Raw genomic sequence first — 23,113 nt, forward strand, 5'->3', positions numbered from 1 at the left:
GTGTCGGGGTCGGACCCGCACCGGACGGGCACGGAGGCCCTAGACTGGGGCGTCCCCCGCCGTCGGGCCGCGCACGCGCGGTGCCCGTCCGGTGCGGGTCCGACCCCGACACCCATCACCGCGGCGCAGTCGCGCGCCCGTGCGCCAGGCCGGAACACCGGCCCGCCGCCCCCGTTCCCCTAGTTCTGGAGCCCCTTGCCGATGACTTCCGAAGCCGACACCGACGCCGCCGCCGGCGCTCCCGCCGCGTCCCTGGTCGGCACGGAGTACGAGGTCGAGGTCGGGCCGGTCGCGCACGGCGGCCACTGCGTCGCCCGCACACCCGGCGGCCGGGTGCTCTTCGTGCGCCACACCCTGCCCGGCGAGCGAGTACGCGCCCGGGTGACGGACGGGCGAGAGGACTCGCGGTTCCTGCGCGCCGACGCGGTGGAGATCATCGAGGCGGACAAGGACCGCGTCGCCGCGCCCTGCCCCTATGCCGGGCCCGGCCGCTGCGGCGGCTGCGACTGGCAGCACGTGAAGCCCGGGCGGCAGCGCCGCCTGAAGGGCGACGTGCTCACCGAACAGCTCGGCCACCTCGCGCGGATGACGCCGGAGGAAGCCGGCTGGGACGGCACCGTCGAGCCCGCGCCCGGCGACAAGCTGCCCGCGGGTGAGGTCCCGGCCTGGCGCACGCGCGTCCAGTACGCCGTGGACGCGGACGGCCGCGCCGGTCTGCGCCGCCACCGTTCCCACGAGGTGGAGCCGATCGACCGCTGTCTGATCGCCGCCGAGGCCGTCACCGAGCTGGGTATCGAGTCCCGGGAGTGGCCGCAGATCGCGGGCGTCGAGGCCATCGCCGCCAGCGGCTCGCAGGACCGCCAGGTCATCCTCACGCCGCTGCCCGGCGGCCGGCTGCCGATCGTGGAGCTGGACCGGCCCGTGTCGGTGATGCGGGTCAACGAGAAGGACAAGAAGGTGCTGCCGGTGCACGGCCGCTCCTTCGTCCGCGAACGTGCCGACGGCCGCACCTGGCGGGTCGGGGCCGGCGGCTTCTGGCAGGTCCACCCGCAGGCCGCCGAGCTGCTGATCGACGCCGTGATGCGCGGGCTGACCCCGCGCAAGGGGGAGACCGCGCTCGACCTCTACTGTGGTGTCGGCCTCTTCGCCGGAGCGCTCGCCGACCGGCTGGGGGAGACCGGTGCCGTCGTCGGCATCGAGTCCACCAAGCGCGCGGTCGAGGACGCCCGGCACAACCTCACCGACTTCCCCCGGGTCCGCATCGAGCACGGCACCGTCGACAAGGTGCTGCCGCGTACCGGCATCACCGAGGCAGACCTCGTCGTCCTGGACCCGCCGCGCGCCGGGGCGGGCAAGCGGACGGTCGAGCGCGTCGCGGCCCTGGGCCCGCGCCGGATCGCCTACGTCGCCTGCGACCCGGCGGCCCTCGCCCGCGACCTCGGCCACTTCCGCGACGCGGGATACCGGCCCCGCTTCCTCCGCGCCTTCGACCTCTTCCCGATGACCCACCACCTGGAGTGCGTGGCCATCCTGGAGCCGGTGAAGAAGGAGTCCTGAGCCAGCGGTGTCCTGTCCGGGCGCATCACCGGCCCGCCGTCCGGTCCGGACAGGCCCGGCCGGGTCCGGTGGCCGCTCGCCCGAATGCGGTTCGCCGCCCTGCGGCCGGGGCATCGTCCACCCGATGCCGTGGAAGTCCGCGGAGGCCCTGTTCTGCGCACGGGCGTCCTGCGGGCGGCCAGGGGGACTCCGCTTTCGCTGCGTGTCGAACGTGCGGCAGGGTCCGGACCGAGTGTCTCGGTCCGGACCCTGCTGTGTGCACCGCCGCCCAGCGGCGGCGGTGCGTCAGCTCTTCGCGGTGTCGTTCTCGGTCGCGGTCAGCTTCTCGCGCATCTTGCGCACCAGCTCCGCCTTCTGGTCGGCGGCGTCCTGGCGGTCGAGATTGCGGTGCGGACCGTTGTTCTGCTGTTCGGCGCGGGACTGCCTCTTGCGCTGGCCGCCGCCCTGGCCCACGGGGTTGTTGATGTTCTTGCTGTCGGTCACGGGTTCTCCCGGTGGTGATGTGAAGTGATCTGCGGATTCATCGGTGGGGACGGGCGGCGACGTCGGAGGACGTCAGCGGGGGCCCGTCACGCTCACTCGTAGACCGGCGTCTGGAAGAACATGGCAATGACGGTACCCGGTGCCGTGGGCCCCGCGCGCCACAATTTCGCCGTCCCGACCGGTCGGTATGCCGCCGGGGCCCGGGGGACGCTCGTGACGGTGCGGACACGAGCTCGTCCCGAGCGGTGCCGTCGCGTGCGCTGGAGGTCACGACGAGGACCCGGATCACTTCTGTGAGTTGTTCGGCGGCGTCAGCCGACCATCTGGGGCGAGCCAAAGAGCGCAGTCGGCACCGAGCATTTCACCGAACATGTGTTTCCGCTCCGTGCGGACTGAGATGGGTGACCGCCGCAGTGAGGGATTGGCCATTCGGTTGTCCAGCTCCACCTCTTGTCAGAGAGAAAGCGGAGGCTGCCGGTCGGTACTCGACGAGTCCTCACCGGATGATCTCGCAGAGCGCCCGGTCGGGCCTGTGAGCCGTAGGCTCGGAGTGCCGAGGGCTGTTTGCGTCTGCGAGTCGTCACCCTTCCTCGCTGGGCAGTAGGCAGCCGTCGGCTGCCCGGATGGCCTGCCGCGTGACGAGCTCGTCCATATCGCTGGTGAGCGCTTTCCGAATGTCGGGCCCTATCCGTGTCCACCCGAAGAGGCGGGCGACCTCGCGGAGCAGGTCGTCACCGTGGACTCCCGGGCTCTCCTCGACCATGCGCCTCATGGCGAGCTGCCTCTCGACCGACGGCACCTGTCCGACTTTGCGCGCCACCGCGGGCGTCGGCGTGCGGGCGACGGTCGTCGCCCGATCGGGAAGGTTATAGACGTCGTCGACCCGCGTGACCTGGCCGGCGGCGACGATCCCCCGCAGGGCTCGGCGAACTGATTCCCGGATCACCGCGCCTGTCTTGTTGAGGTCCCACGCCGAGCGGACCCTGGTGAAGATCAGGTCCTCGACGATCGGTCCCTCTGCTCTGATGACAGAGACGGCGACATCAGCGATGACGTCCGTGGCGCCCGGGTCCTGTAGCCGTATGGTGGGCACGCCGTGCCGCCTCGCGGACACGACACGAAGGTTGACCAGCTGGACATCGGCCACCTCGTCATACGCCCGGCTCCAGGCCGATGGGCCGTCATCCACCGCCACGAACGTCACGGCCGGTCCGGCGCCAGCTGGAGCCTCGTCCGCCACCACTGGCTGTGCTTCCTGTTCGGCGGCCCGTTGATCCGGCGTCACTGGGAAGGGGTTCCTCGCACAGGCCTGCTCCACTGCCGCGCGCAGACGGGCAGCGGAATCCCGCCGGTTGCGGTACCAGTCCGTGCCCCAGATGCGGTGCAGATCCCACCCCAGGTCGCGAAGCACGGCTTCCCGGAGTCGGTCCCGGTCGCGAGCAGCCCGCGAGGAGTGGTACATGGCACCGTCGCATTCGATGCCCAGGGCGTAGCTCCCCACCGCTCCGGGGTGTCGTACCGCCATGTCGATGCGGAAGCCCGCGACGCCGACCTGTGGCTGTACGGCGTAGCCCCAGTCGCGCAGAACAGCCAGCACTTCTTCCTCGAACGGGCTCTCCGGCACAGCGTCCGGGTCCGCGGCGGCTGTCTGGAGGATGTCGGGGCCCAGCTCGGCGTACTGGAGGTAGCGCTTGAGGTGCTGGACGCTCACGTTGGCGCTCTCGGGGAGTTGGGCTCCGTGGAAAGAGGCAACGAGCTCCATGCGCCGACGGGCCCGAGTGACGGCGACGTTGAGTCGGCGCCAACCCCCGTCCCTGTTGATGGGGCCGAAGTTGGTGAGCAACTTGCCGCGGTAGTCCGGACCGTAGCCGACGGACATGATGATGACGTCGCGCTCGTCTCCCTGGACGGTCTCCAAGTTCTTGACGAAGAAGCCGTCGAGGCGATCTTCGGTGAAGAAGCGATCCAGGTCGGGACGGGCGGCCCGCGCAGTCTGCACTGCTTCTTCGATGGCCTCGGCCTGTGCCTTGGACAATGCCACCACGCCCAGGCTGAGCCCCTGCCTGGTGGCGAAGTGATGCATCACGCGCTGCGCGACCGCGGCCGCTTCGCCCGGGTTGTTGCTTCGACCTCCCCGGTCGTAGACGCCGTCGGCTTTGAAGAACTCGACGCCGAGGTCCGGGCTCTGCTCGTGTGCCCCCGGGAAGGTCACCATCGTGTTGTCGTAGAACTCGTTGTTGCTGAAGGCGATGAGGTTCTCGTGACGGCTCCGGTAGTGCCATCGCAGTGGCAGGCCCCGCAGCACACCGCTTGCCTTACAGGCGTCCAGTACGGATTCGAAGTCGTCCGTGACGTTGTCGTCACCCTCGTCGTCATCGTCGCCGGCGCCGCCCCCGCTGAAGAACGAGGTGGGGGGCAGCTGTTTCTGGTCCCCGGCCACGATGAGCGCGTTGCCGCGGTAGACGGAGTTCACGGCGTCCTGCGGCAGCACTTGGGATGCTTCGTCGAAGATGACGACGTCGAAACGAAAGTCCGAGGGCAGGAACTGGCTGACCGTCAGAGGACTCATCATGAAGCAGGGTTTGATGAGCTTGACGACCTCTCGCGTCTCGCTGAGCAGTTGCCTCACCGGCTTGTGGCGTCGCTTCAACTGTGACTGCCGGCGTAGCTCAGCGGCAGGCCCGATATTGGTCCGACGCGGCCGGCGGTCATTGCATGCTGCGATGACTTCGGCGTGTGCGGCTTCCACCAGGGCTTTGTCCGTGGCCCGAAAGCGCTCCACCAGCTGGTCGCGGTCGGTTGCCCGCAGGGGCTTGAGACGTGCGTCGACCTTGAGGCGTCGTTCGATCCAGGCTGTGAGGATCGCGCGTTCGACGGCAGCAGGGAAGTCTGCTGACCGGACGCCGCGCTCGGCGAGCTGAGAGGGCAGTCCGTCCAGGCCGAAGCGCTTGAGCCGATCACGAGCCTCCGCGCACCTCTGCCAGGTCTCGGGGCCGAAGGGATCGTCGTCCAACTGAGTGAGGAGGCTGGCGGCGCTGGTCAGCGACTCCATCAGTTCGCGCTGCAGCTGACGCCCCCGCTGCACTTCGAAGTGACCGACCAGCATGTTGCGCTGGCGCTGCCAGTCCTCCTGACGATCGGCCACCGAGGCGTCGGCGGCTGTGTGCAGCATCAGTCGGGCAGCAGGGACGGGCAGTGCCGCCCCGTGGCCGCCGTGAGCCGCGCGACGTACACGCTGGGCCCACTCCAGAGCGTCGAGAACCTTTCCTCTGTCGGTCTCGGCCCCCTGGTAGAGATCGCCGAGCAGCCGCTCGTGGCGTGAAGCCTCCGCGGCGAAACACTCAGCGGCTGTCCGCGCGTCCCGTACCGCGGACACCGCCCGGCGGGCTGCCGAGAGGGACAGCCCGTGGCCGGCGTCCACGACACGTGACACAGCGTGGACCAGATTGGCCGCCTTCTCGAACGGGCCACTGTGAGCGCGCAGCCAGCGCACAGCGTCGTCCAATGGGCCGGAGAGCAGTTGCGCGCGTGCCACCGCCATGTGGGGTCGGTCGGCGTACGCGCGCCAGGCGAGCAGCGCGCTTCGCGTCTCGCGCTCGCTTCGGCGCACGAGGGCGTGCGGAACCGGGCTCTCGTCGGCGAGGAAGCCCACGAGGCGTGCTCGGCGGGCCTCGTCGGCCAAGGTGTCCGGAGCCAGCCGCTCCACCGTGCGCGCAGCGTCCAGGGCCTGCTGGAGCGCGGCCGTATCGAGGCTGCCGACGGCCGCGTACCGACCGAGCAGTGTTCGGTGCTCGTGGGCGCCCGCCACGGAGCTGACGTCGTCAGCGACCCAGGCGGCACGAACGATCTCCGGTACGTCCGTCCTACCCCGGGTCGCGTCGGAGAAGCGCGTACCCAACTCCTCGGGATCGGTCTCCAGGCCTCGGTACCAGGGACCGCAGAGGCGACGGTCGGCCTTCTCTGCCGCGGCGAACTGCGCAGTGTCTCGTTGGCTCTGCTGCGCCGCCTCGATTGCTGCCCGTGCTCCGCCCACCGTGTGAGCGAAGTCGGGTCCGTCGCTTCGAGAGCCGATGGAGGTGACGCGGTCGATGACATCGGCGGCCCGCGCGAGCGGTTCCTGGTGCGCCTGCAGCCAGCGGGCCACATCGGTCAGGGGCTGCTCGGCGAGTTCGTCCGTCACCGCCCGCAGTCGGGCGTCAGCCAGGTTCTGCCGCCAGGAGCTGAGATCCGTGCTCAACGCCTCGCAGTGTTCCAGCAGCTGCCCTGGCAGAGGAACCCCGTGAGCGAGCTGGGTCGCCAACTGCTGGCGGCGAGGTGGATCGAGGAGGGTTTCCGGCGCGAGCCGGCGCACGGAGGTGGCGTGCGCCAAGGCCGACTTGAGGGCGGGAACCTCCGGAAGATCCCTGCCGGCGTAGGGACCGAGGAGGGCAGCGTGGGTACGAGCCAGGGACCGGAGGTCGTTGTGGGCGGTGTGCCAGGCGAGAGCGAGTGACAGTTGCGAGTACAGCTCACTCCGCCACGAACCGTCCAGGGTCAGTGCGCCGAGCGCCTTGCGATCCGCGCGCACCGCGCTGGACAGCAGACCGCTGATGCCTCGTGCACCCTCGGCGAGGCGGCTGACCAAGCCCGGTAGATCGGGGGATACAGCCACCTCGGGGCGGAAGACGGACCGGGCGGACTGCTCTGCGTCGGCCAGGCGATGTGCTGCATCGAAGATCTCCGAACACACCGCCTGCACCTGGGACATGACCACAGGGTCGAGCCAGGCGGCGAGCGTTCGGTGTGAGGCCGCGGCCAGTCGCGCCAGGGAGTTCTGCTTCTCAGCCTCTGGGACAGTCCTCGGCCGGTCCTGTCCGAGGAGCTGGGCTGCCGCAGCTGCGTGGTGCTCGGCAGAGATCACGGTCGCGTGAACACTCGTGATCCAAGCGGAGAGCTCCTGGACCGTGTCACGCGTCAGTGCGGACAGGACCAGCCCAGCGGGTCGCATGTCGACCAGTTCGCGCTCGCACGCCGGCGGTTTCGCGTCGAGGGTGGGGGGAATCGACGCCCACCCGGAGCCGGCCTCGGCGGTGGCCCGTGCTCGTGAGGACAGAACCGTGTCTCGTCGGGTGAGGAACGCGCGCAGAGCGTCGGCGACGACATGGATCGCCGCACTGTGGGCCTTGGAGGCTCCGCCAGGCACGAGCCATTGCGCGCGCGGACGGTGGTCGATGCCCGCGAGTGCGACGATGTCGCAGAGCTCTTCCGCGGCAGCCACGCACGGCGGGGCGCTCAGCCCGAGCTGTTGCGCGACCGCCGCAAGGTCTCGTTGCGTTCTCTCCAGGTCGGCCGCGGCCGCTTCGAGCTCGCCGGCGAGCGTGTTCGCCTGTTCCTCGGAAAGGTCGGAAGAGTCGATCCCGACCGGTGAGAGAACGGCCAGGGCTTTCTCGTCATCGGTCGGCTGATGGCTGAGCCGGGGCGAGAGTTCCTGCCAGCGGTCGCCCGCCACGGAGCGAGCCGCGTCCCGCGCTCTGATCACCTTCTTCAGACCGGAGACGAACCCGTCGACCGGAGTTTCCACCTCGTGGGCGAAGTCCACGACGGTCAGCCACGTCTCCGGCACCGGGTGGCGCGACCCGACAAGGGAGAGCAGGTCGATCAGCCGGTGGATTCCCGCCTCCGAATCGATCGGCTCGCCGTCTCCGGAGAGGTCTGTGTAGCGCGCCACTGCGGTGGCGAGCCCGGAGCGTGCCGCCATGGCCTGCTCGAGCGCCGGGCGGGGGTGGGGAGCATCGGGCTTCAGATGCCGCCAGGGGAACGAGGGGTCGGCCACCGCCTGCCAGGTGCCCGCGATCACCTCCGTCGCCTCGATGATGAGGCGCTTGTCCTCGCCACTGAGACCGGCTGCGTCGAACCCCTTGTCTTTGGGGTCGTCACTGCGCGAGGGCGAGGCTGCGAAGACCACGGGGGCGTCGTGCAACTGCCCGACTCTGCCGATCACGTCGTGCAGGCTCTGCCCCAGCGGCAGACCGATTTCGTTCATCGCCTCGGCGTAGGAGCTGAGGGACTCACGTGCCTCACGTGCGCGAGCGATCGCGCTGTCGGGGAGACGCGTGGCCTGCGGTTGCTCTCCCAGGACTCGTCCCAGCTCCTGAGCGACGGCTCGACGGCTGGTGTTGTGGCTGTGCAGAGCCAGGGCGTAGGAGTCGAGCCCGACGGACCTCAACCGATCGAGCACGACGTCCAGTGCTGCAGCCTTCTCACTGACGAACAGGACGCTGCGGCCTTCGTGCATGAGACCGGCGATCATGTTGGTGATGGTCTGGCTCTTGCCGGTGCCGGGTGGGCCGTCGAGGACGAAGGACCGGCCGGCGACGGCAGCCGCGACAGCCTGACGCTGCGAGGCATCGGCATCCAGGACGAGCGGGGTGTCCTCCGGCGGGCTGAGCTCATCGATCCGGTCGGCATCGATCTCTTCGAAGTCGAAGCGGTCCGGGGCCAGGCCGGCCTTGGGACCGAGCGCCACAGCGCGGACGAGATCACTGTTGAGGATGCGCGCTTCGTTGTCCAACAAGTCCTGGTACATGGACTCCTTGTGGGAGGCGAAGAGCGCCAGCACCACTCGATCCGAGACCTCCCACTTCGACTTTCCGGCCACTGCCAGAGTCACCGCTTCGATCACGGCGTCGAGATCCGTGGGGTCCTGTTCCGCCACGGATGACCAGTCGATGTGGAAGTGCTCGAGCTTGACTCTCAGGGCGGGGTTGAGGCGCGGCTCCTCGTCGTCGTTGAGCACCAGCCGGAGCCGCCCGTTGGACAGCCGCTCGATGCGTACGGGAAGCAGGACGATCGGCGCGTCACTGGTCGTTGCAGCTCCGTCCTCCCGCCAGCTGAGAATGCCGACTCCCAACTGAAGTGTCCACAGACCGTAGTCGTTGAAGAGTTGGGTGGACTTGCTGCGCAGGCCCTTCAGCGCTCGCAGAAGCGAAGGGCCCGTGGCCTTCTGCGTGAGGATCCCGTCATTCGCCGCACGCTTCGCCGCATCGCGCGGCCGGTCCTGCGAGCCGGTGCCGCTGTCGGTTTCCGGTTCTTCGTCGGGTAGCGGTGCGAAGCCCCAGCCACGCTCCAGCCCCGCGAGGAGAGCCTCGGCGGGCGGGTACGCGATCTCCAGCGTTGTGGCCTTGGTGTGCCTGAAGTTGAGAAGCCGATTGCGGCCACTCAGGTCGACCAGCGATGTTCGCCAGCCGGCCAGAATTGCTTTGAACCGATCCAGCTCTTCACCGCCGAAGGCGCTCGCGTCAGCCACACTTGTCCTTGTTGTCGTGGTGTCTCGCTGGGGGCCCTACGGCATGCTCTGGTGAAGCCGTGCGATCCCGAGAGCAGCCGCTCTCGAGGGAACGCGAATATTGTGCTGCAGCCCCGTTGATCCCCCCCCCGGTCGGAGAAGCTTAGAGCTCCGGCATCATCGCGTGAAGGGTGATGCCACCATCCCTGGCTCCGTTGTGGAGGACGTCGTTCGGCTACGCGCGCACGGCGCCGAGAGCCATCGGGCCCACCGCCTCAGAAAGCCTACAAGTCGCCGGGGCGCGTCGCTGCCGTTTCCGTAAAGAGCTGCCTCAGTCATCCGACGCCGGGAAGCGGCCAGAGCCGTTGCCCCGCCGACAACCAGGTCTCCTGAGGGCTCCTGTCGCTGCGAGCAGACCTGATTCTCTGTGCCCGGAGTTCCTGCGAGTCCGAGGGCAGCGCCGTGCCCCGCGAATCGGTTCCCCGCACCAGCGGTGGGGCCACGGCTCGTGAGGGTGGGGGCGCCGATCGTGCGCAGCATGCGGGATCGTGCTGCCCTGCTGTTCGGTGCGTCGGTCCGTCGAGGCGTGACGGTAGGCTCCACGAGGTAGTTCCGGAGCCCGGTGGGGCGAGTGACGAGGAGGGCCGACGCGGTGGCGGCTACGGGTGAGGAGCCCCGACGGAAGCCTGGCAGGGCGGTGCCGAAACCGGGGCCGGGCAAGCCCGTACAGCAGTGGTTCCAGGAGCGCCCGTCCCCCTACCCGTGGGAGCAGGATGCGCTGGACCATGTGAGGCGTCTGATGCCGGCGGCCGATCCGTACCGGGCGTGGGCGACTTTCTCGTTCACCGCCCGGTCGGGCCGGGTCAACGAGTGTGACCTCCTGGTCGCCGTGCCGGCCGGCCTGTTCCTGGTTGAGATCAAGAGCCACCCCGGCGAGTTGCACAACAAGGGCCAGACGTGGAACTTCCGCGGCAAGGACCGGGTGCGCACGATCAAGAACCCGCTCCATTTCAACGACGCCAAATCCAAGGACCTGCGCAGCCAGCTCCAGTGGGCCGCCCGCAAGCTCTACCGGGATGACCGGATGGTGCCCCGAGTCGAGCCTGCGGTGTTTCTCTCGGCCCCCGACCTCGTCAGCCACCTGGACGAGGTCCAGCGCATCCGGGTGTACGGCCGCGACGACGGTGCGAGCGGGCTCGACCGCATCTGGCAGGACTTCCTCGGCCTTCCGCCCGAGCGGTCCGACCGGCGGCTCTCCCCGGAGTTCTCGCGTCACCGGCTGCCCGAACTACTCAAGACGATCGGCATCAGCCAGTCGACCGGCCACCTGCGCTTCGGCGATGCCTGGAGGATGGAACCGCACCCGCTGGACGCCGGTCCGTCTTGGGAGGATCGGCTGGCCGAGCGGGACGACGGCCTGGCCAAGGAACAGGGCCGCGTCCGCATCTACCTGGTCAGCCAGGGGGCCACCGAGGAGGACCGCCGAAAGACGCAGCGTGCTGCGCGTCGCGAGTACCAGGTGCTCCAGGGCATCAGGCACCGTGGCATCGCCGAAGCCGTCGAGCTGCGGGACCACGAGGCCGGCCCGGCCATCCTCTTCCGTCACCGCCATCACGACCTGCGGCTGGACCATTACCTGGATGTGTACGGTCACGCCCTCACTCCCGAGGAGCGTCGGGACATGGTGCGGCAGCTGGCCGAGGCCGTCCGGCACGCCCACGGCCGTTCGCTTTACCACCGAGCCCTGGCTGCCCGGTCAGTCTTCGTGTCGTTCCGGGGCGAGGGTGCCCGCCCCGAACTGCGGATCACTGATTGGCAGACCGCTGCCCGCGACTTCGACTCCACCGCGACGTTCTTCCAGTCGGTCGGCGGTTCGGCCTTGGACGCGGCCCTCATCGGGGACGCGGCCCAGGTCTACCTCGCTCCCGAGACGGATCAGCCCTACTCTGATCCGGGGGACCTCGATGTCTTCGGTCTCGGTGCCGTCTCGTACCTGATCCTGACCGGCGAGCCTCCCGCCCCTCGGCGCAGCGAACTTCTCGAGCGGCTGCGCACCGACGGGGGACTCCACCTGTTCGCCGTTCACGACGATGCCTCGGACGGGTTGGACGATCTTGTCCACCGCGCTACGCGCGCCGATGTGGTCGACCGGCTGAGCTCCGCCGAGGAGTTCCTGCATCTCCTCAACGTCGCGGAGCAGGCCGAGGTGGCCCGCGTTCCGGTGACACCGGCTGTCGACCCGCTCGATGCGCTGCCCGGTCAGGCGCTGGACGAGGAGTGGTCGGTCCGCACGGTCCTGGGCACCGGATCCACGGCACGCGCTCTGCTCGTGGAGCGGCTCGTGGAGGACGCCGAAGACGCGATCAGTGTGGAGGAGTGCGTCTTCAAGGTCGCGCTCGACGAGCAGAAGGCCGAGCGGCTGCACGCGGAGGAGCGCGTGCTGAAGTCGGTAGGCGGTGGCGCGATCGTCCGCGTGCACGGGGACGGGCTCTGCGAGGTCGGCTCTCGGACCGTCTTGCCGCTGGAGTACGCGGGGGAGCAGTCGCTGGGGGCCGAGCTGCGTGCTTCCGGTCAGCTCAGCTACGACGACCTGGAGAAGTTCGGCGAAGACCTCTTCCTTGCGCTGGACCAACTGGACGCGGAACAGGCCCGTCACCGGGACATCAAGCCGGACAACCTCGGTGTCCAACGGCGGAAGGACGGGCGCCGCCAGTTGAAGCTGTTCGACTTCTCGCTGGCCCACGTGCCCGACCGCGACGTGAAGTCCGGCACCCGCGACTATCTCGACCCGTTCCTCGGTTCGGTGCGCCGCCCCGAGTTCGACGACCACGCCGAGCGGTACGCGGCAGCGGTCACCCTCCACGAGATGGCCAGCGGCGAGCGCCCTGAATGGGGGGACGGCCGCAACGATCCGCTCACCAACGAGTCGGTGGGGCTCCGCCTCTCCAGCGAGGTGTTCTACACGGCGTTGCGGCCCGGTCTCACCGGGTTCTTCGAGCGGGCGCTGCACCGCGATGCCGAGCACCGCTTCGAGAACCTGCGGCAGATGAAGGACGCCTGGCAGCAGGTGTTCCGGGACGCCGACTCGGAACGGCCACCGACCACACCCGCGACGGTCGGCGTCGAAGGCGAGGATCCCGAGGTGGCGCGTGACCGGGCAGCGCTCGCCGCGGAGCCCGGTACCGAGCTCGACGTGGCCGGTCTCTCGCCGCGCGCGGTCACGGTCGCGGCGGGCCTCGGCGCTTTCACCGTGCGGCAGTTGCTCGATCTCCAGCCGTCCGTGATCGACAGGGCCCGCGGAGCCGGCCCGCTGGTGCGCAAGGAACTGAACCGCCGCCGCAGCCAGTGGTGGGCCACCCTGCGAGGAAAGTCGCCCAAGAAAGCAGTGAGGAGGCCCGCTGCCGAGGGCGCCGGCTCGGAGCCGGCCGGTGTCACAGGCATTCTGTCCGTGGACGACATGGCCGAGCGGCTCACGCCGCCGGTCGGCCGCAAGGGATCGCACCGGGAGAGCGTCGTACGCCTCACACTCGGCCTGCCGCCGGAGGACGGCGGCGTCTCGCCGGTGGGCTCCTGGCCCGTCCAGGCGCGCATCGCCGAGCACCTGGGCATCAACCAGCCGCCGGTCTCCCGCCACCATCGTGCGGAGATCAAACGGTGGGCGGAGGCCGACTGGTTGGAGAGCGTCCGAAGCGAACTGGTCGAGGTCGTGGCCGCCTTCGGTCGGGTGATGACCGCGCCGCAGGCCGCGCAGGAGCTTCGCGCGCGGCACGGTGCCGAGGACGACACCCCGGAGCGAGTGCGGGCCCGCTCGCTGGCGGTGGTCCGTGCCGCAGTCGAGGCGGAGACCCGGGAGGCCGAAGGGCACGAGCCCCGGCTGGCGGTGCACCGGCGCGGTGACACGGTGCTGCTGGCTGCCGAGTCGCTGGCCGGTACCGACGACCCGAGCCCCCGAGAGCTCGCCGACTACGCGGCGGCGCTGGGCACGGCAGCGGAGAAGCTGTCCGGGCGGGAGCCTCTCCCGGGCCGGGCCGAGGTGGTGCGGGCCCTGCGAACGGTTGCGGCCCCCGAGGGTTTCGTGCCGCTGGCCGACACCCGCCTGGTGTCGCTTGCGGCAGCGGTCGCCCCAGATGCCGTCCGCCACACCCCCCGCCTGGAGCTGTACCGACGGGACCTCGGTCTGGAGCGTGCGCTGCGCATCTCCCAGGCGGGTGCCGGCGTCCGTGAGGGGCGCGGCCTCAAGCCTGCGGAGCTGGTTGCTCGGATCAGGGCCCGGTTCCCCGAGCTCGACATGGTGGCCGACGGACGGGAGCCCACCCCCGTCGTGCTGGACGACGCGCTGCGTGCCGCTCGCTTCGAGCTGCGGTACGACGACGGGAAGGGACAGTTCCTTCCGGTGAAGTCCGCGGTCGGAGCACCTCGTTCCACCACCGGTTCGGTGACACGGACCGTGACTTCGGCCGGACCGCTGCGGGTGGCGCGCCGGGAGGTGGAGAGCCCGGCCGGTCAGTTGCGCGAGCAGCTGGCGGAACGCGTCGAGCGTGGAGGCTTCCTGGCGCTGACGGTGCGGGCGTCCCGTCTGCCCGGAACGGCGGAGCGGGTGGCCGCTGAGTTCCGCGTCCAGCCCGTCAGCCTGGCGTCGGTCTTCCTCGAGAAGTTCCAGCAGTTGGTGACGGAGCGGGGGCTGGACTGGGGCACGGTGCTGCGCGCGGACGCCGCCTCTGCCCCGGGCCGCGTCAAGCCGGGACTCGCCTCCTTCGTCCGCTCGGTGTGGCCGCTCGTCACGGAGGAGCTGCAGGCCCGTGGCGCGGCGCCGCGTACGGTGCTCTTCCTGCACGACGCCGGGCTGGTCGCCCGCTACTGGGACGAGGGCGGCCGGTCTTTCCTGGGCGCGCTCCAGGCGTCCGCGCGTCGCCCCGACGAGGGGCCGCACGGCCTGTGGTTGCTCTGCCCGATCGAGTCCCGTACCCAAGAGCCGCATCTGGACGGCCGGTCGGTTGAGGCGCTGCGCAACGACGGCGAACTGGCCTATCTGGAAGGCGCGTTCCTCCCGGAGGCTGCGTAGGCCCCGAGTAACGGAGCCATGGAGGACCCGGCAGGATGGCCCGCATGGTGGCGATCGTGCAGTGCCGGGACCATGAGGCTGAGTACCTCCGTCAGAAGGAAGAGCTGTACGCCTTGCGGCGGTGGGACTGGGAGTGGTCGTTCACACGGCCGCGGGCCCCTTGGGCCAAAGGCAGGAGCCGCCGGCTGCTGCTGATCGCGGCGAGGGACGACGACGGGCAGATGTCCGTCACGCACCTGGGGAAGTCCGTTCGAGGCAAAGCAGCGAAGGACCAGGATCAGCAGCTGACCGTCTCACTGGTCTTCCGGGTCCCCGAACCCTTGCGGCTCACCGAACTGCTGGCGGTGCTGGCACCTGTTCAACACCGTCGCCTGGCCGAGCAGGGCCACCAGACCGACGGGGTGAGCAAGGCGCTCCGCGACGGGCTGCTGCGGCTGCGGCCGGCGGCTACCGAGGCGGTGAAGCTGATCGAAGGCGCGGTCGCCCCATGGGTGTTCGGCGAGAACCGCGCGGCGCAGGAAGTGGCGCTGCAACGTGACGCCACGCTGGGGGCGGCGAGGATGGCGGGGTTCGACGCCACGGAGCTCGCGGAGTGGGACCCGCCCGCGGGTGAGCTGGACGTCGACCGGCCGCCTCCCACCTTCCTCGCACTGGCAAGTGAGCGCACCCGCCCCGCACTGGAGGACCATCTCATCGCGCGCGACACCGAGACGATGCTCGGCTGGCTGAGCAGCGCGACCTCCGACGTCGCCTGGCGCGAGTTCCGGGAGCACGGCCGGACGCTGCTTGTCGCCAACGCCAACCGGACACCCGCGGAGAACGTGCTGGGCTGTGACATCGTCTACTACAACGTGACCCGCGAATCGCTCGTCCTGGTCCAGTACAAGAAGCTCGACGCGGCACGCAAGGGCTTCTACTACCCGAACAGCGACCGGCAGTTCGGCGAGGAACTGCGGCGTATGACGGCATTGGACCGCTTTGCCGCCCGGGTCGCGGACCCGACGGAGGAGCAGCGTCTCGACCCCAGCCCGAGCTGGGTGAAGCTCTGCCACCCGCAGTCGACGATGCGCCACACGACCGAGATGATCCACGGCATGTACTTCTCCCGAAGGCAGTTCGAGTCGCTGCGCCGAGACGCGCGGCTGCGGGACGGTCGGGGCGGCGCTGTGCGGTTCGGCTACCAGAACGTGCCCGGCTACCTGGACAACACCCTGTTCTCCCGGCTGGTGGAGGCGGGACAGATCGGGACCTCGGGGACGAGCACGGAGCTGGTGCGCCAGCAGGTGATCCGCACGTTCCGCGGGCAGCGCAACCTCGTGCTCGCGGCGCTCAGCGACGACACCTTGCCGCAGGCGGAGCGGAACCGCCGCCGACGCGGGGGTGGCTGAGGGCGGGTGTCCGCGTCCTCCACCTGCGCCGCCCTCTCCCGTGAGTCGATGACAACAGGGCCCGCTCCGGAGTGACGTGGCTTACGCTGTTCGGCCACGCAGGCCGTTCAGGGCCCCGGACCCGGGGCCGGAGCTCGGGGGACGCGATGCATCTGAGCCGTATCGAGGTCAGCGGCTTTCGGGCCAGTGCGGAGGCCACGATGGTCTGCGACTTCCCCGGCCGATTCAGCGTGCTGATCGGCGCCAACGGCGCGGGCAAGACGACGCTTGCGGACGCCCTGTACCTGGCGCACCCAGGGAGTCGGTTTCCGGTGCTTCCTCGGTTCGGCGCGGCGGCCCTCGGGCACGGCGGGCGCGGCGCCCGCGCGGTCCGCGTGCAGTACCGGTTGGCTGCTGAGCCGGCCGGCGAGGGCCCGCTCGGGAGCTTGCGGGTCAGCGGGGAGCCGGGTGCGGTCGCGGCGGAGTGGGAGTACCAGCTTGGCCGCTCGCTGGGCAGCATCACGACCAAGAAGCCCCCAGGGGCGGCTCCGGAGCCGGCGGAGCGGGCGCACAAGCTCATCTACCTGCCTGCCGGGCGCCACCCGCTGGACGAGCTTGCGCGTCGGGAGGCGCGCATCCTGGTGGAGTTGCTCCGTGCCGAGCAGCAGCGGCAGAACAACAGCCGCAGCCTGGCGGGGCTACGAGCCCGTGCCTCCCAGCTGTTGGAGGCTCTTGCCAAGGACGGTGTGATCGAAGCGGTCGAGGAGCGGATCCGAGGCTATCTGTCAGGACTCACCGCCGGAGTGCGGGGCCAGTTCCCGTACGTTCGCGGACAGGTCATGGACGATGCCTACCTCGCCCGAGTACTGGAGCTGATGCTCGCCGTCATCGAGGGCCGGGACTCCGCCCGGCCGTTGGAGGTGTCCGGGCTCGGCTATGTCAACCTGCTGCACATCGCGGTCACTCTTGCGGCGATCCCCGATGTGTCAGGACTGCCACCAGAGCATCCGGAGCCGGGTGTCGAACTCCCCGAACAGCGTTCTGCCGCCGATCCGGACGAGTACGAGGACGGGCTGGCACAACTGGCCCAGGCCGAGGCCGAGGCCGAGTCGGCCGAGGACTCGTTCTTCGGCGCGGCGCCGTTCCACGCGACCGTGGTGATCGAGGAACCGGAGGCGCACCTCCACCCGCAGCTGCAGCAGGCCCTGGTCCGGTACCTGCGCAGGACGGTCGCCGAGCGGAAGGAACTGCAGGTGATCCTCTCCAGTCACGCGACCGACGTCATCACCTCGTGCGCGCCGGAGGAGCTCGTCGTGGTGCGACCGCCCGCAACGGGACGTGTTTGCCGGTCGGTGGCCGAGGCCGTCCCCGAGCGGCACCGCGCCACCACGTTGCGGTTTGCGCGACTCCACCTCGACGCGAGCCGGTCGGCCGCGCTCTTCGCCGACCGGCTCGTGCTGGTCGAGGGCGTCACGGACGCGGCGGTGGTCCGGGAGTTCGGCCGCACCTGGGCAGGGGCGGACCAGCGGAAGCAGTCGTTCATCGATGCGCTGAGCATCGTCCCGATGGGGTGGAAGATCGGTCAGTGGCCCGTGCACCTGCTCGCCACGCGCGACGCCGAGCTCTGCACGCGACTGGCCTTGCTGGTGGACAGCGACAAGCCGTTCGACAGCGAGGAGCGCACCAAACCGGCGTGGCTCTCCGATCACGCCCCCTCGGTGGTCGACGCGTTCGTCAGCCACCCCACGTTGGAGCCGTCCGTCACAGCGGGGAACGAGCAGCTGATCGAGGAGGCTCTGCGAGCGGTCGGTCTCAACGCACCCGTCGTGACAGCGGAAGCAGTGCACGAGATGTTCCGCAGCGCGAGGAAGGCGACATCGTCGAGTCCGCCCATGAGCGCCGGCCCCGGAGCGAGCAAGAAGGGCGAGTTCGCGCTGATGCTTGCAGCAGTGCTGGCGGACGCCAACAACGGGACCGGGGAAACCAGGCCCGAGCCCATGGTTCCCGAGCACCTCCAGCGACTCTTCGCCTTCCTGTACCCGTCGGAGGACGACAACGGCTTGCCCGGCGCCGTCGGCACCGACGGCCTGCCCCTGTCGTGCGCCGGCGACGAACCGACCCCGTTCCACGAGGCAGACGATGAGGACGCGGTGCGCCTTCCGCCCAAAGGTGCGCTGCAGGATGGGCAGGAGGTCGAGCCGCCGGACGAGGAGACGTGCCCGCCGGAGCCCGGGGCCCAAGAAGAGGACATCCCGGAGTGGGGTCAGCTGCTACGACAGCGCCCATCGCCCGACGGCCGGGTGGGCGGTTGGCCCGGCGGGGGCGCGCATGCACAGTCCTGAGCCCGACCTTCGCCAGTTGACGCTCGAGCAGGTGGGCGCCGCCGCAAGCTCTGGCCCGCTGGTCTACGTCGAGGCGTCCCCGGGCTCGGGCAAGACAACGGTCTCCACCCAGCGCTTCGGCCTGCACCGGTTCGCGCCCACCACCGACCACCGAGCGGTCGTCGCGGTCAGCTTCACCCGCTCCGCCACCGAGGAACTGCGTGGGCGTGTCGTTCGGCAGTGGGGGACCACGGCACTGGCATGGCCCCATCGCGCCGTCACCCTTGACGCTCTGCTGAACGAGCTCCTGTCCCATCTACTCCGCTCCGGCGTGCTGGTGTGGCCAGGGGGTCACCAGGAGCTCGTGGTGCTCGACAAGTGGCAGACGCACCTTGCCACGATCTCCACGCGCAGAAAGCCGGTACTGCGGTTGGACGGTGCCCGTGTCGTGACCGACGTTTCGTACCAGCCGAAGTCCCACAGCCACCCCGATTCTGCTGACTTCACCGTCGCGGTTGAGGGCGGCACGTGCACCCACGACAACGTGCGTGAGGTCTTGGACAGCGCGCTGCGGCCGGGCGGAGCGGCGCGGAGGGCCGCGGTATCCTGGCTGGAACGTACGACCCGGTCTCTGCTGGTGGACGAGGTCTACGATGCCAACGATCTCGATCTGGAGTTCATCCGGTTGGCAACCGAGGCGAACGTGGCCGTGACCCTGGTGGGGGACCATTGGCAGGCGCTTTACGGGTTCCGGGGTGCGCAGCCGAACCAGGTGGCCGACCTCATCGAGCAGCTGGAGTTCGCCACCAGGCCGCTGCACACGTCGTTCCGGTGGCTCACATCCTCCCAAGAGGCGCTGGCGGGGGCACTCCGTGCACGCCAGGGGGTCGCGCTGCCGGTAGGCAGGTCCGCGGGTGCCGATGTCGTGCTGGCCCGGCAGTGGAGAACCCTGTGGAACGCGGGCTGCCCCGTTCTCCCTCTGGCGATCAAACCGCGGGTGGGGCGGTTCCAGGAGGCCGCCTGCACGCTGCTTCTCAACGAGTTGACCCTCGCTGCCTTCGGCCAGCCGGCGATCTACCTGAGCGATGCCCGGATCACGCTGGGTGAGGCAGGCGACAGCGATGTCCTCACCGAGCTGCGCCCGCGGCTGCAGGCAACTCTCGACCGTCTGGCGGGCGAGGAGGACCTCGCCGGTATCTGGTCGGACGTGGTGGAGACCATCGCTACAGGGACCCGCAGCGAGCTTCCCCAGGCCAAGCTGCCAGTGCCGCGCATGGCACTCGACTGGCTGCGAAGCCGACTCGACGTCGCACGGGGCCCTCTGGTGCCCGGAATGACCTGCCACCAGGCGAAGGGGCGGGAGTGGAACCGCGTCGGGGTGAAACTGCTGGACGAGGACATTGCCGCGCTGCGCGGCGGTCTCGATCCCGCGGATGAAGAGCACCGCGCACTCTATGTAGCACTCACCAGGGCGCGGCTGCAGACCGTCGCCGTGTGACCGTGCACGTCGGCGGCGCCCAACGAGAGACTGCGATGTTCTCGAACCGGTGCGGGCCGGTGGGTCTCAGCTGGCAGGATGATGGTTCTGTGTGCGGAGGGCCGGGTCAACGAGGCAGCCGGGTGGAGCGTGCCGCACCGGGAGGGGAGCGGAACGTGACGGACGTCAGGGCCGGGGTGGACTCGGTGGCGCTGCTGAAGGACCTCAAGCGGCAGGTCGTGGCGTTGGAGGACGATCTGCGCGAGCGGACGGACTCCGAGGAGGAGATCCGCAACCGGCTGACTGCGGAGTACGACCACGCCCGGGAGGCCAAACGAACGGCGTCGGCCTATGAGTCGTGGCGCGACCAGCGGGTCACCCAGTCCGCGGCGGCATGGGTGCTGGCCTGTGTCTTCATCCGCTTCTGCGAGGACAACGGCCTCCTCGAAGATCCCTACCTCGCCGGACCGGGGGAGCGGTTGGCGCTGGCGGAGGCCCGCCACGAGGCGCACTTCCGTGAGCATCCCGAGCAGAACAACCGGGACTGGCTGCTGGAGGCGGTCGGCGCGCTCAGCAAGACGAACGAGACGGCCGCCGGCCTGTTCGACCGGGCCCACAACCCTCTGTGGGACATCACCCCCGGATACGAGGCGGCGACCGAGCTGCTGATGTTCTGGCGGCGATGGGGAGCCGACGGCGAGATCCGCTACGACTTCACCGATCCCGAGTGGAACACCCGCTTCCTGGGCGACCTCTACCAGGATCTCAGCGAGCACGCACGCAAGACCTATGCGCTGCTGCAGACACCGGACTTCGTCGAGGAGTTCATCCTCGACCTCACGCTCGAACCGGCCGCCTCCACGGATGCCTTCGGCCTCGACCCGGTGTGGGTCGGGCCCGACGGCGTGGAGCGCCGCGGGTTGCGCACCATCGACCCGGCCTGCGGCTCGGGCCACTTCCTGCTGGGGCTCTTCCGCCGGCTGTTGGAGAAGCGGCGCGCCGTCGAACCCGGGACGGACATCCAGACGCTGGTTCGCCGGTCGCTGGAATCGGTCCACGGCTGCGACAAGAATCCGTACGCGGTCAGCATTGCCCGCTTCCGGCTGCTGGTCGCAGCCATGCGGGCGGCGGGGGAGCAGCGACTCAAGGGCGCGCCGAACTTCCCGATCAACGTCGCGGTTGGCGACTCCCTGCTCCACGGTCGGGATGCCACTGGAATCCAGACGGACTTGGAGACGCTGTTCGCTGAGAAGCAGATCGGCGCCGAGGAGGGGGCATTCGCCTACTCCACCGAGGACGTGTGGAAGTACGCCAAGCGCGTCGACCTGCTGGGGCGAGGCTCTTACCACGTGGTGGTGGGAAACCCGCCGTATATCACCGTCAAGGACGCGCAGGAGAACACTAACTACCGGGACGCATACAAGGCATGCTCGGGCAAGTATGCGCTGTCGGTCCCCTTCGCGCAGCGACTGTTCGAGCTGGCAGTCAGAGGGCCGGGCGGCCAGCGCGGCGGCGGAGGGTTCGTCGGGCAGATCACGGCGAACTCGTTCATGAAGCGAGAATTCGGCAAGAAGCTGATCGAGGACATTTTCCGCAACCATGTCGAGCTGTCCCATGTGATCGACACATCTGGGGCTTTCATTCCAGGTCACGGCACGCCGACTGTGATTCTTGCCGGTCGTAACCGTGTGCCCAACCCTGACCGGAGTATCCGAGCAGTCCTCGGCGTCCGCGGTGAGCCGTCGCAGCCGAAGGATGCGGCCCAAGGGGCGGTTTGGCGGGCAATTGTGGGGCAAGTGTCTCTGCCGGGTTCCGAGTCCGACTGGGTTTCGGTTGAGGATATTCCAGTCGCCACATTCGGTGCACACCCGTGGTCCGTCAGTGGTGGAGGGGCGGGTAGTGTGTTTGCTGGAATTCAAGCCTCCAAGGTTGCACTGCTCTCTGAAAGAGTGGATTCCATTGGTTTTCACGACATCCTGGGTGAGGATGAGATTTTTGCTGCGGAGCAGTTGCCAACCACATGGAAGCGCCAAGATGTAAAGTGGCGGTCTCTGGTGACGGGTGATGTGGCGCGTGATTGGACTAGCTCTGGACAGAGTGTGGTGCTCTGGCCCTACAAAGATGCGAGTCCTGTTGAGTCGCTGCAAGGAAGCTTGCTGTTTTGGCCCTACCGAAGCAACCTTCGCAGCGGGTTGACATTCGGTAAGACGCGAGAGCAGCGAGGTATGAAATGGTATGAACATATTATGCTTTCCGGGGCGAGGACCCGGGCTTCCTTTTTGCTGGGGTTCTCCTTCGTGGCTACGCATAACCATTTTGTGCTGGACCGGGGTAGGAGGGTCTTCAAGCATTCTGCCCCGGTGATTAAGTTGCCGGAGGGGGCGGGGGTGGATGAGCATCTGGAGTTGTTGGGGGTGCTGAACTCCTCGACTGCCTGCTTCTGGTTGAAGCAGGTCAGTCAGGGTAAGGGTGGTAGCGGTATTAATTGCGGCATCAAAGACGAGGACTGGGAAGAGCGCTACGAGTTCACTGGGACGAAGCTGCAGGAGTTTCCCCTGCCAGAGCGGATGCCGCTCGGCTTGGCGCGAGAGTTGGACGGTTTGGCGCATGAGCTGGCGACTTATGAGCCAGCAGCTGTCAGCGAGGCGCGCACCCCTAAGCGAGCTGTGCTGGACGAGGCCCGTACTGAGTGGGACGCGACTCGGCGCGTCATGATCGCCAAGCAGGAGGAGCTGGACTGGGAGGTCTACGGGCACTACGGGTTGCTCACCACGAAAGAAGTGGCCCCGACGATCGCAGCCGCTCGTGGTGGCGAGCTGCCCGAGGCCCGCCTCGGTGAGCGGGCGTTCGAGATCGTGCTCGCGCGGAAGGTCGCTGCCGGTGAGATTGAGACGGCGTGGTTCACGCGGCACGGGTCAAGCCCGGTGACGGAGGTCCCCGCTCACTGGCCGGAGTGGTACCGGGACATCGTCCAGGCGCGGATCGATGTCATCACCTCCCGCAAAGACATCGCGCTGATCGAGCGCCCGGAGTGCAAGCGCCGGTGGTCGAGCGAGCCGTGGGAGAAGAAGGAGCGGGCCGCCCTGCGGGACTGGCTGTTGGACCGCTGCGAGAGCAAGGACCTCTGGTACGAGCTGAGAGATGGGGTCGAGCAGCCCCGCCCGATGACGGTGAACCACCTCGCCGACCGGCTCGCTGCGAACGCGGACGTAGTCGCCGTCGCCGCACTCTATGCCGCAGACCACCTGGGCAAGCCCGACCTTCCCCTGGCGAACACACTCACCGAAGTGATTGCTGACCAGCACGTGCCCTACCTCGCCGCGATGCGTTACAAGGACTCCGGCCTGCGGAAGCGAGCGCAGTGGGAGGAGGTCTGGGCACAGCAGCGCGAAGAGGACCGTACCGGTGAGCGGCTCGACATCCCCGTGCCGCCGAAGTACACCTCCGCGGACTTCCTGCGCACCTCGTACTGGTCGAACCGAGGCAAGCTCGACGTTCCCAAGGAGCGGTTCGTCTCCTTCCCGGAGGCGGGTCCTGACAGCGATTCGACGCTGATGCTCGGGTGGGCGGGCTGGGACCACA

Annotated in this window: 8 protein-coding genes; 6 read left to right on the forward strand and 2 right to left on the reverse strand. The window is 69.1% G+C overall.

What is annotated here, in order from left to right; genetic code table 11:
• The first annotated feature begins 201 nt into the window (after positions 1 to 201).
• Complete coding sequence (locus tag E0D90_RS08390; protein ID WP_130797207.1) at positions 202 to 1,557, forward strand: class I SAM-dependent RNA methyltransferase; 1,356 nt, start codon at positions 202 to 204, stop codon at positions 1,555 to 1,557.
• Between the two features lie 285 nt (positions 1,558 to 1,842).
• Here E0D90_RS08390 and E0D90_RS08395 read toward each other — a convergent pair whose 3' ends face one another.
• Positions 1,843 to 2,040, reverse strand: coding sequence for a DUF6243 family protein (locus tag E0D90_RS08395; RefSeq protein ID WP_130797208.1), 198 nt, complete (start codon positions 2,038 to 2,040; stop codon positions 1,843 to 1,845).
• A gap of 580 nt (positions 2,041 to 2,620) precedes the next feature.
• Positions 2,621 to 9,325, reverse strand: coding sequence for a DUF3320 domain-containing protein (locus tag E0D90_RS08400; protein ID WP_130797209.1), 6,705 nt, complete (start codon positions 9,323 to 9,325; stop codon positions 2,621 to 2,623).
• Between the two features lie 676 nt (positions 9,326 to 10,001).
• On the opposite strand from E0D90_RS08400, the gene pglW reads away from it, so the two are divergent.
• The 5 genes from pglW to pglX all read left to right on the forward strand — a co-directional run.
• Positions 10,002 to 14,366 carry a BREX system serine/threonine kinase PglW gene (pglW, locus tag E0D90_RS08405; protein ID WP_130797210.1) on the forward strand — a complete coding sequence of 1,455 codons (4,365 nt, stop codon included), beginning with the start codon at positions 10,002 to 10,004 and terminating at the stop codon, positions 14,364 to 14,366.
• 44 nt (positions 14,367 to 14,410) lie between these two features.
• The gene (locus E0D90_RS08410) at positions 14,411 to 15,754 is read left to right on the forward strand and encodes a hypothetical protein (protein ID WP_130797211.1); all 1,344 of its coding nucleotides are present in this window, start codon (positions 14,411 to 14,413) and stop codon (positions 15,752 to 15,754) included.
• 146 nt (positions 15,755 to 15,900) lie between these two features.
• A complete protein-coding gene (locus E0D90_RS08415; RefSeq protein ID WP_130797212.1) occupies positions 15,901 to 18,075 on the forward strand; it encodes an ATP-dependent nuclease in 2,175 nt (724 codons plus the stop codon).
• Positions 18,076 to 18,091: 16 nt separating this feature from the next.
• Entirely contained in the window at positions 18,092 to 19,552 is a 1,461-nt protein-coding gene (locus tag E0D90_RS08420) for a UvrD-helicase domain-containing protein (RefSeq protein WP_170214943.1), read from the forward strand.
• A gap of 185 nt (positions 19,553 to 19,737) precedes the next feature.
• A partial coding sequence (pglX, locus tag E0D90_RS08425) for a BREX-2 system adenine-specific DNA-methyltransferase PglX (RefSeq protein ID WP_227870080.1) occupies positions 19,738 to 23,113 on the forward strand: 3,376 nt, incomplete at its 3' end.

It is taken from the genome of Streptomyces otsuchiensis (genome assembly GCF_004305975.1).
GTDB lineage: Bacteria > Actinomycetota > Actinomycetes > Streptomycetales > Streptomycetaceae > Streptomyces > Streptomyces otsuchiensis.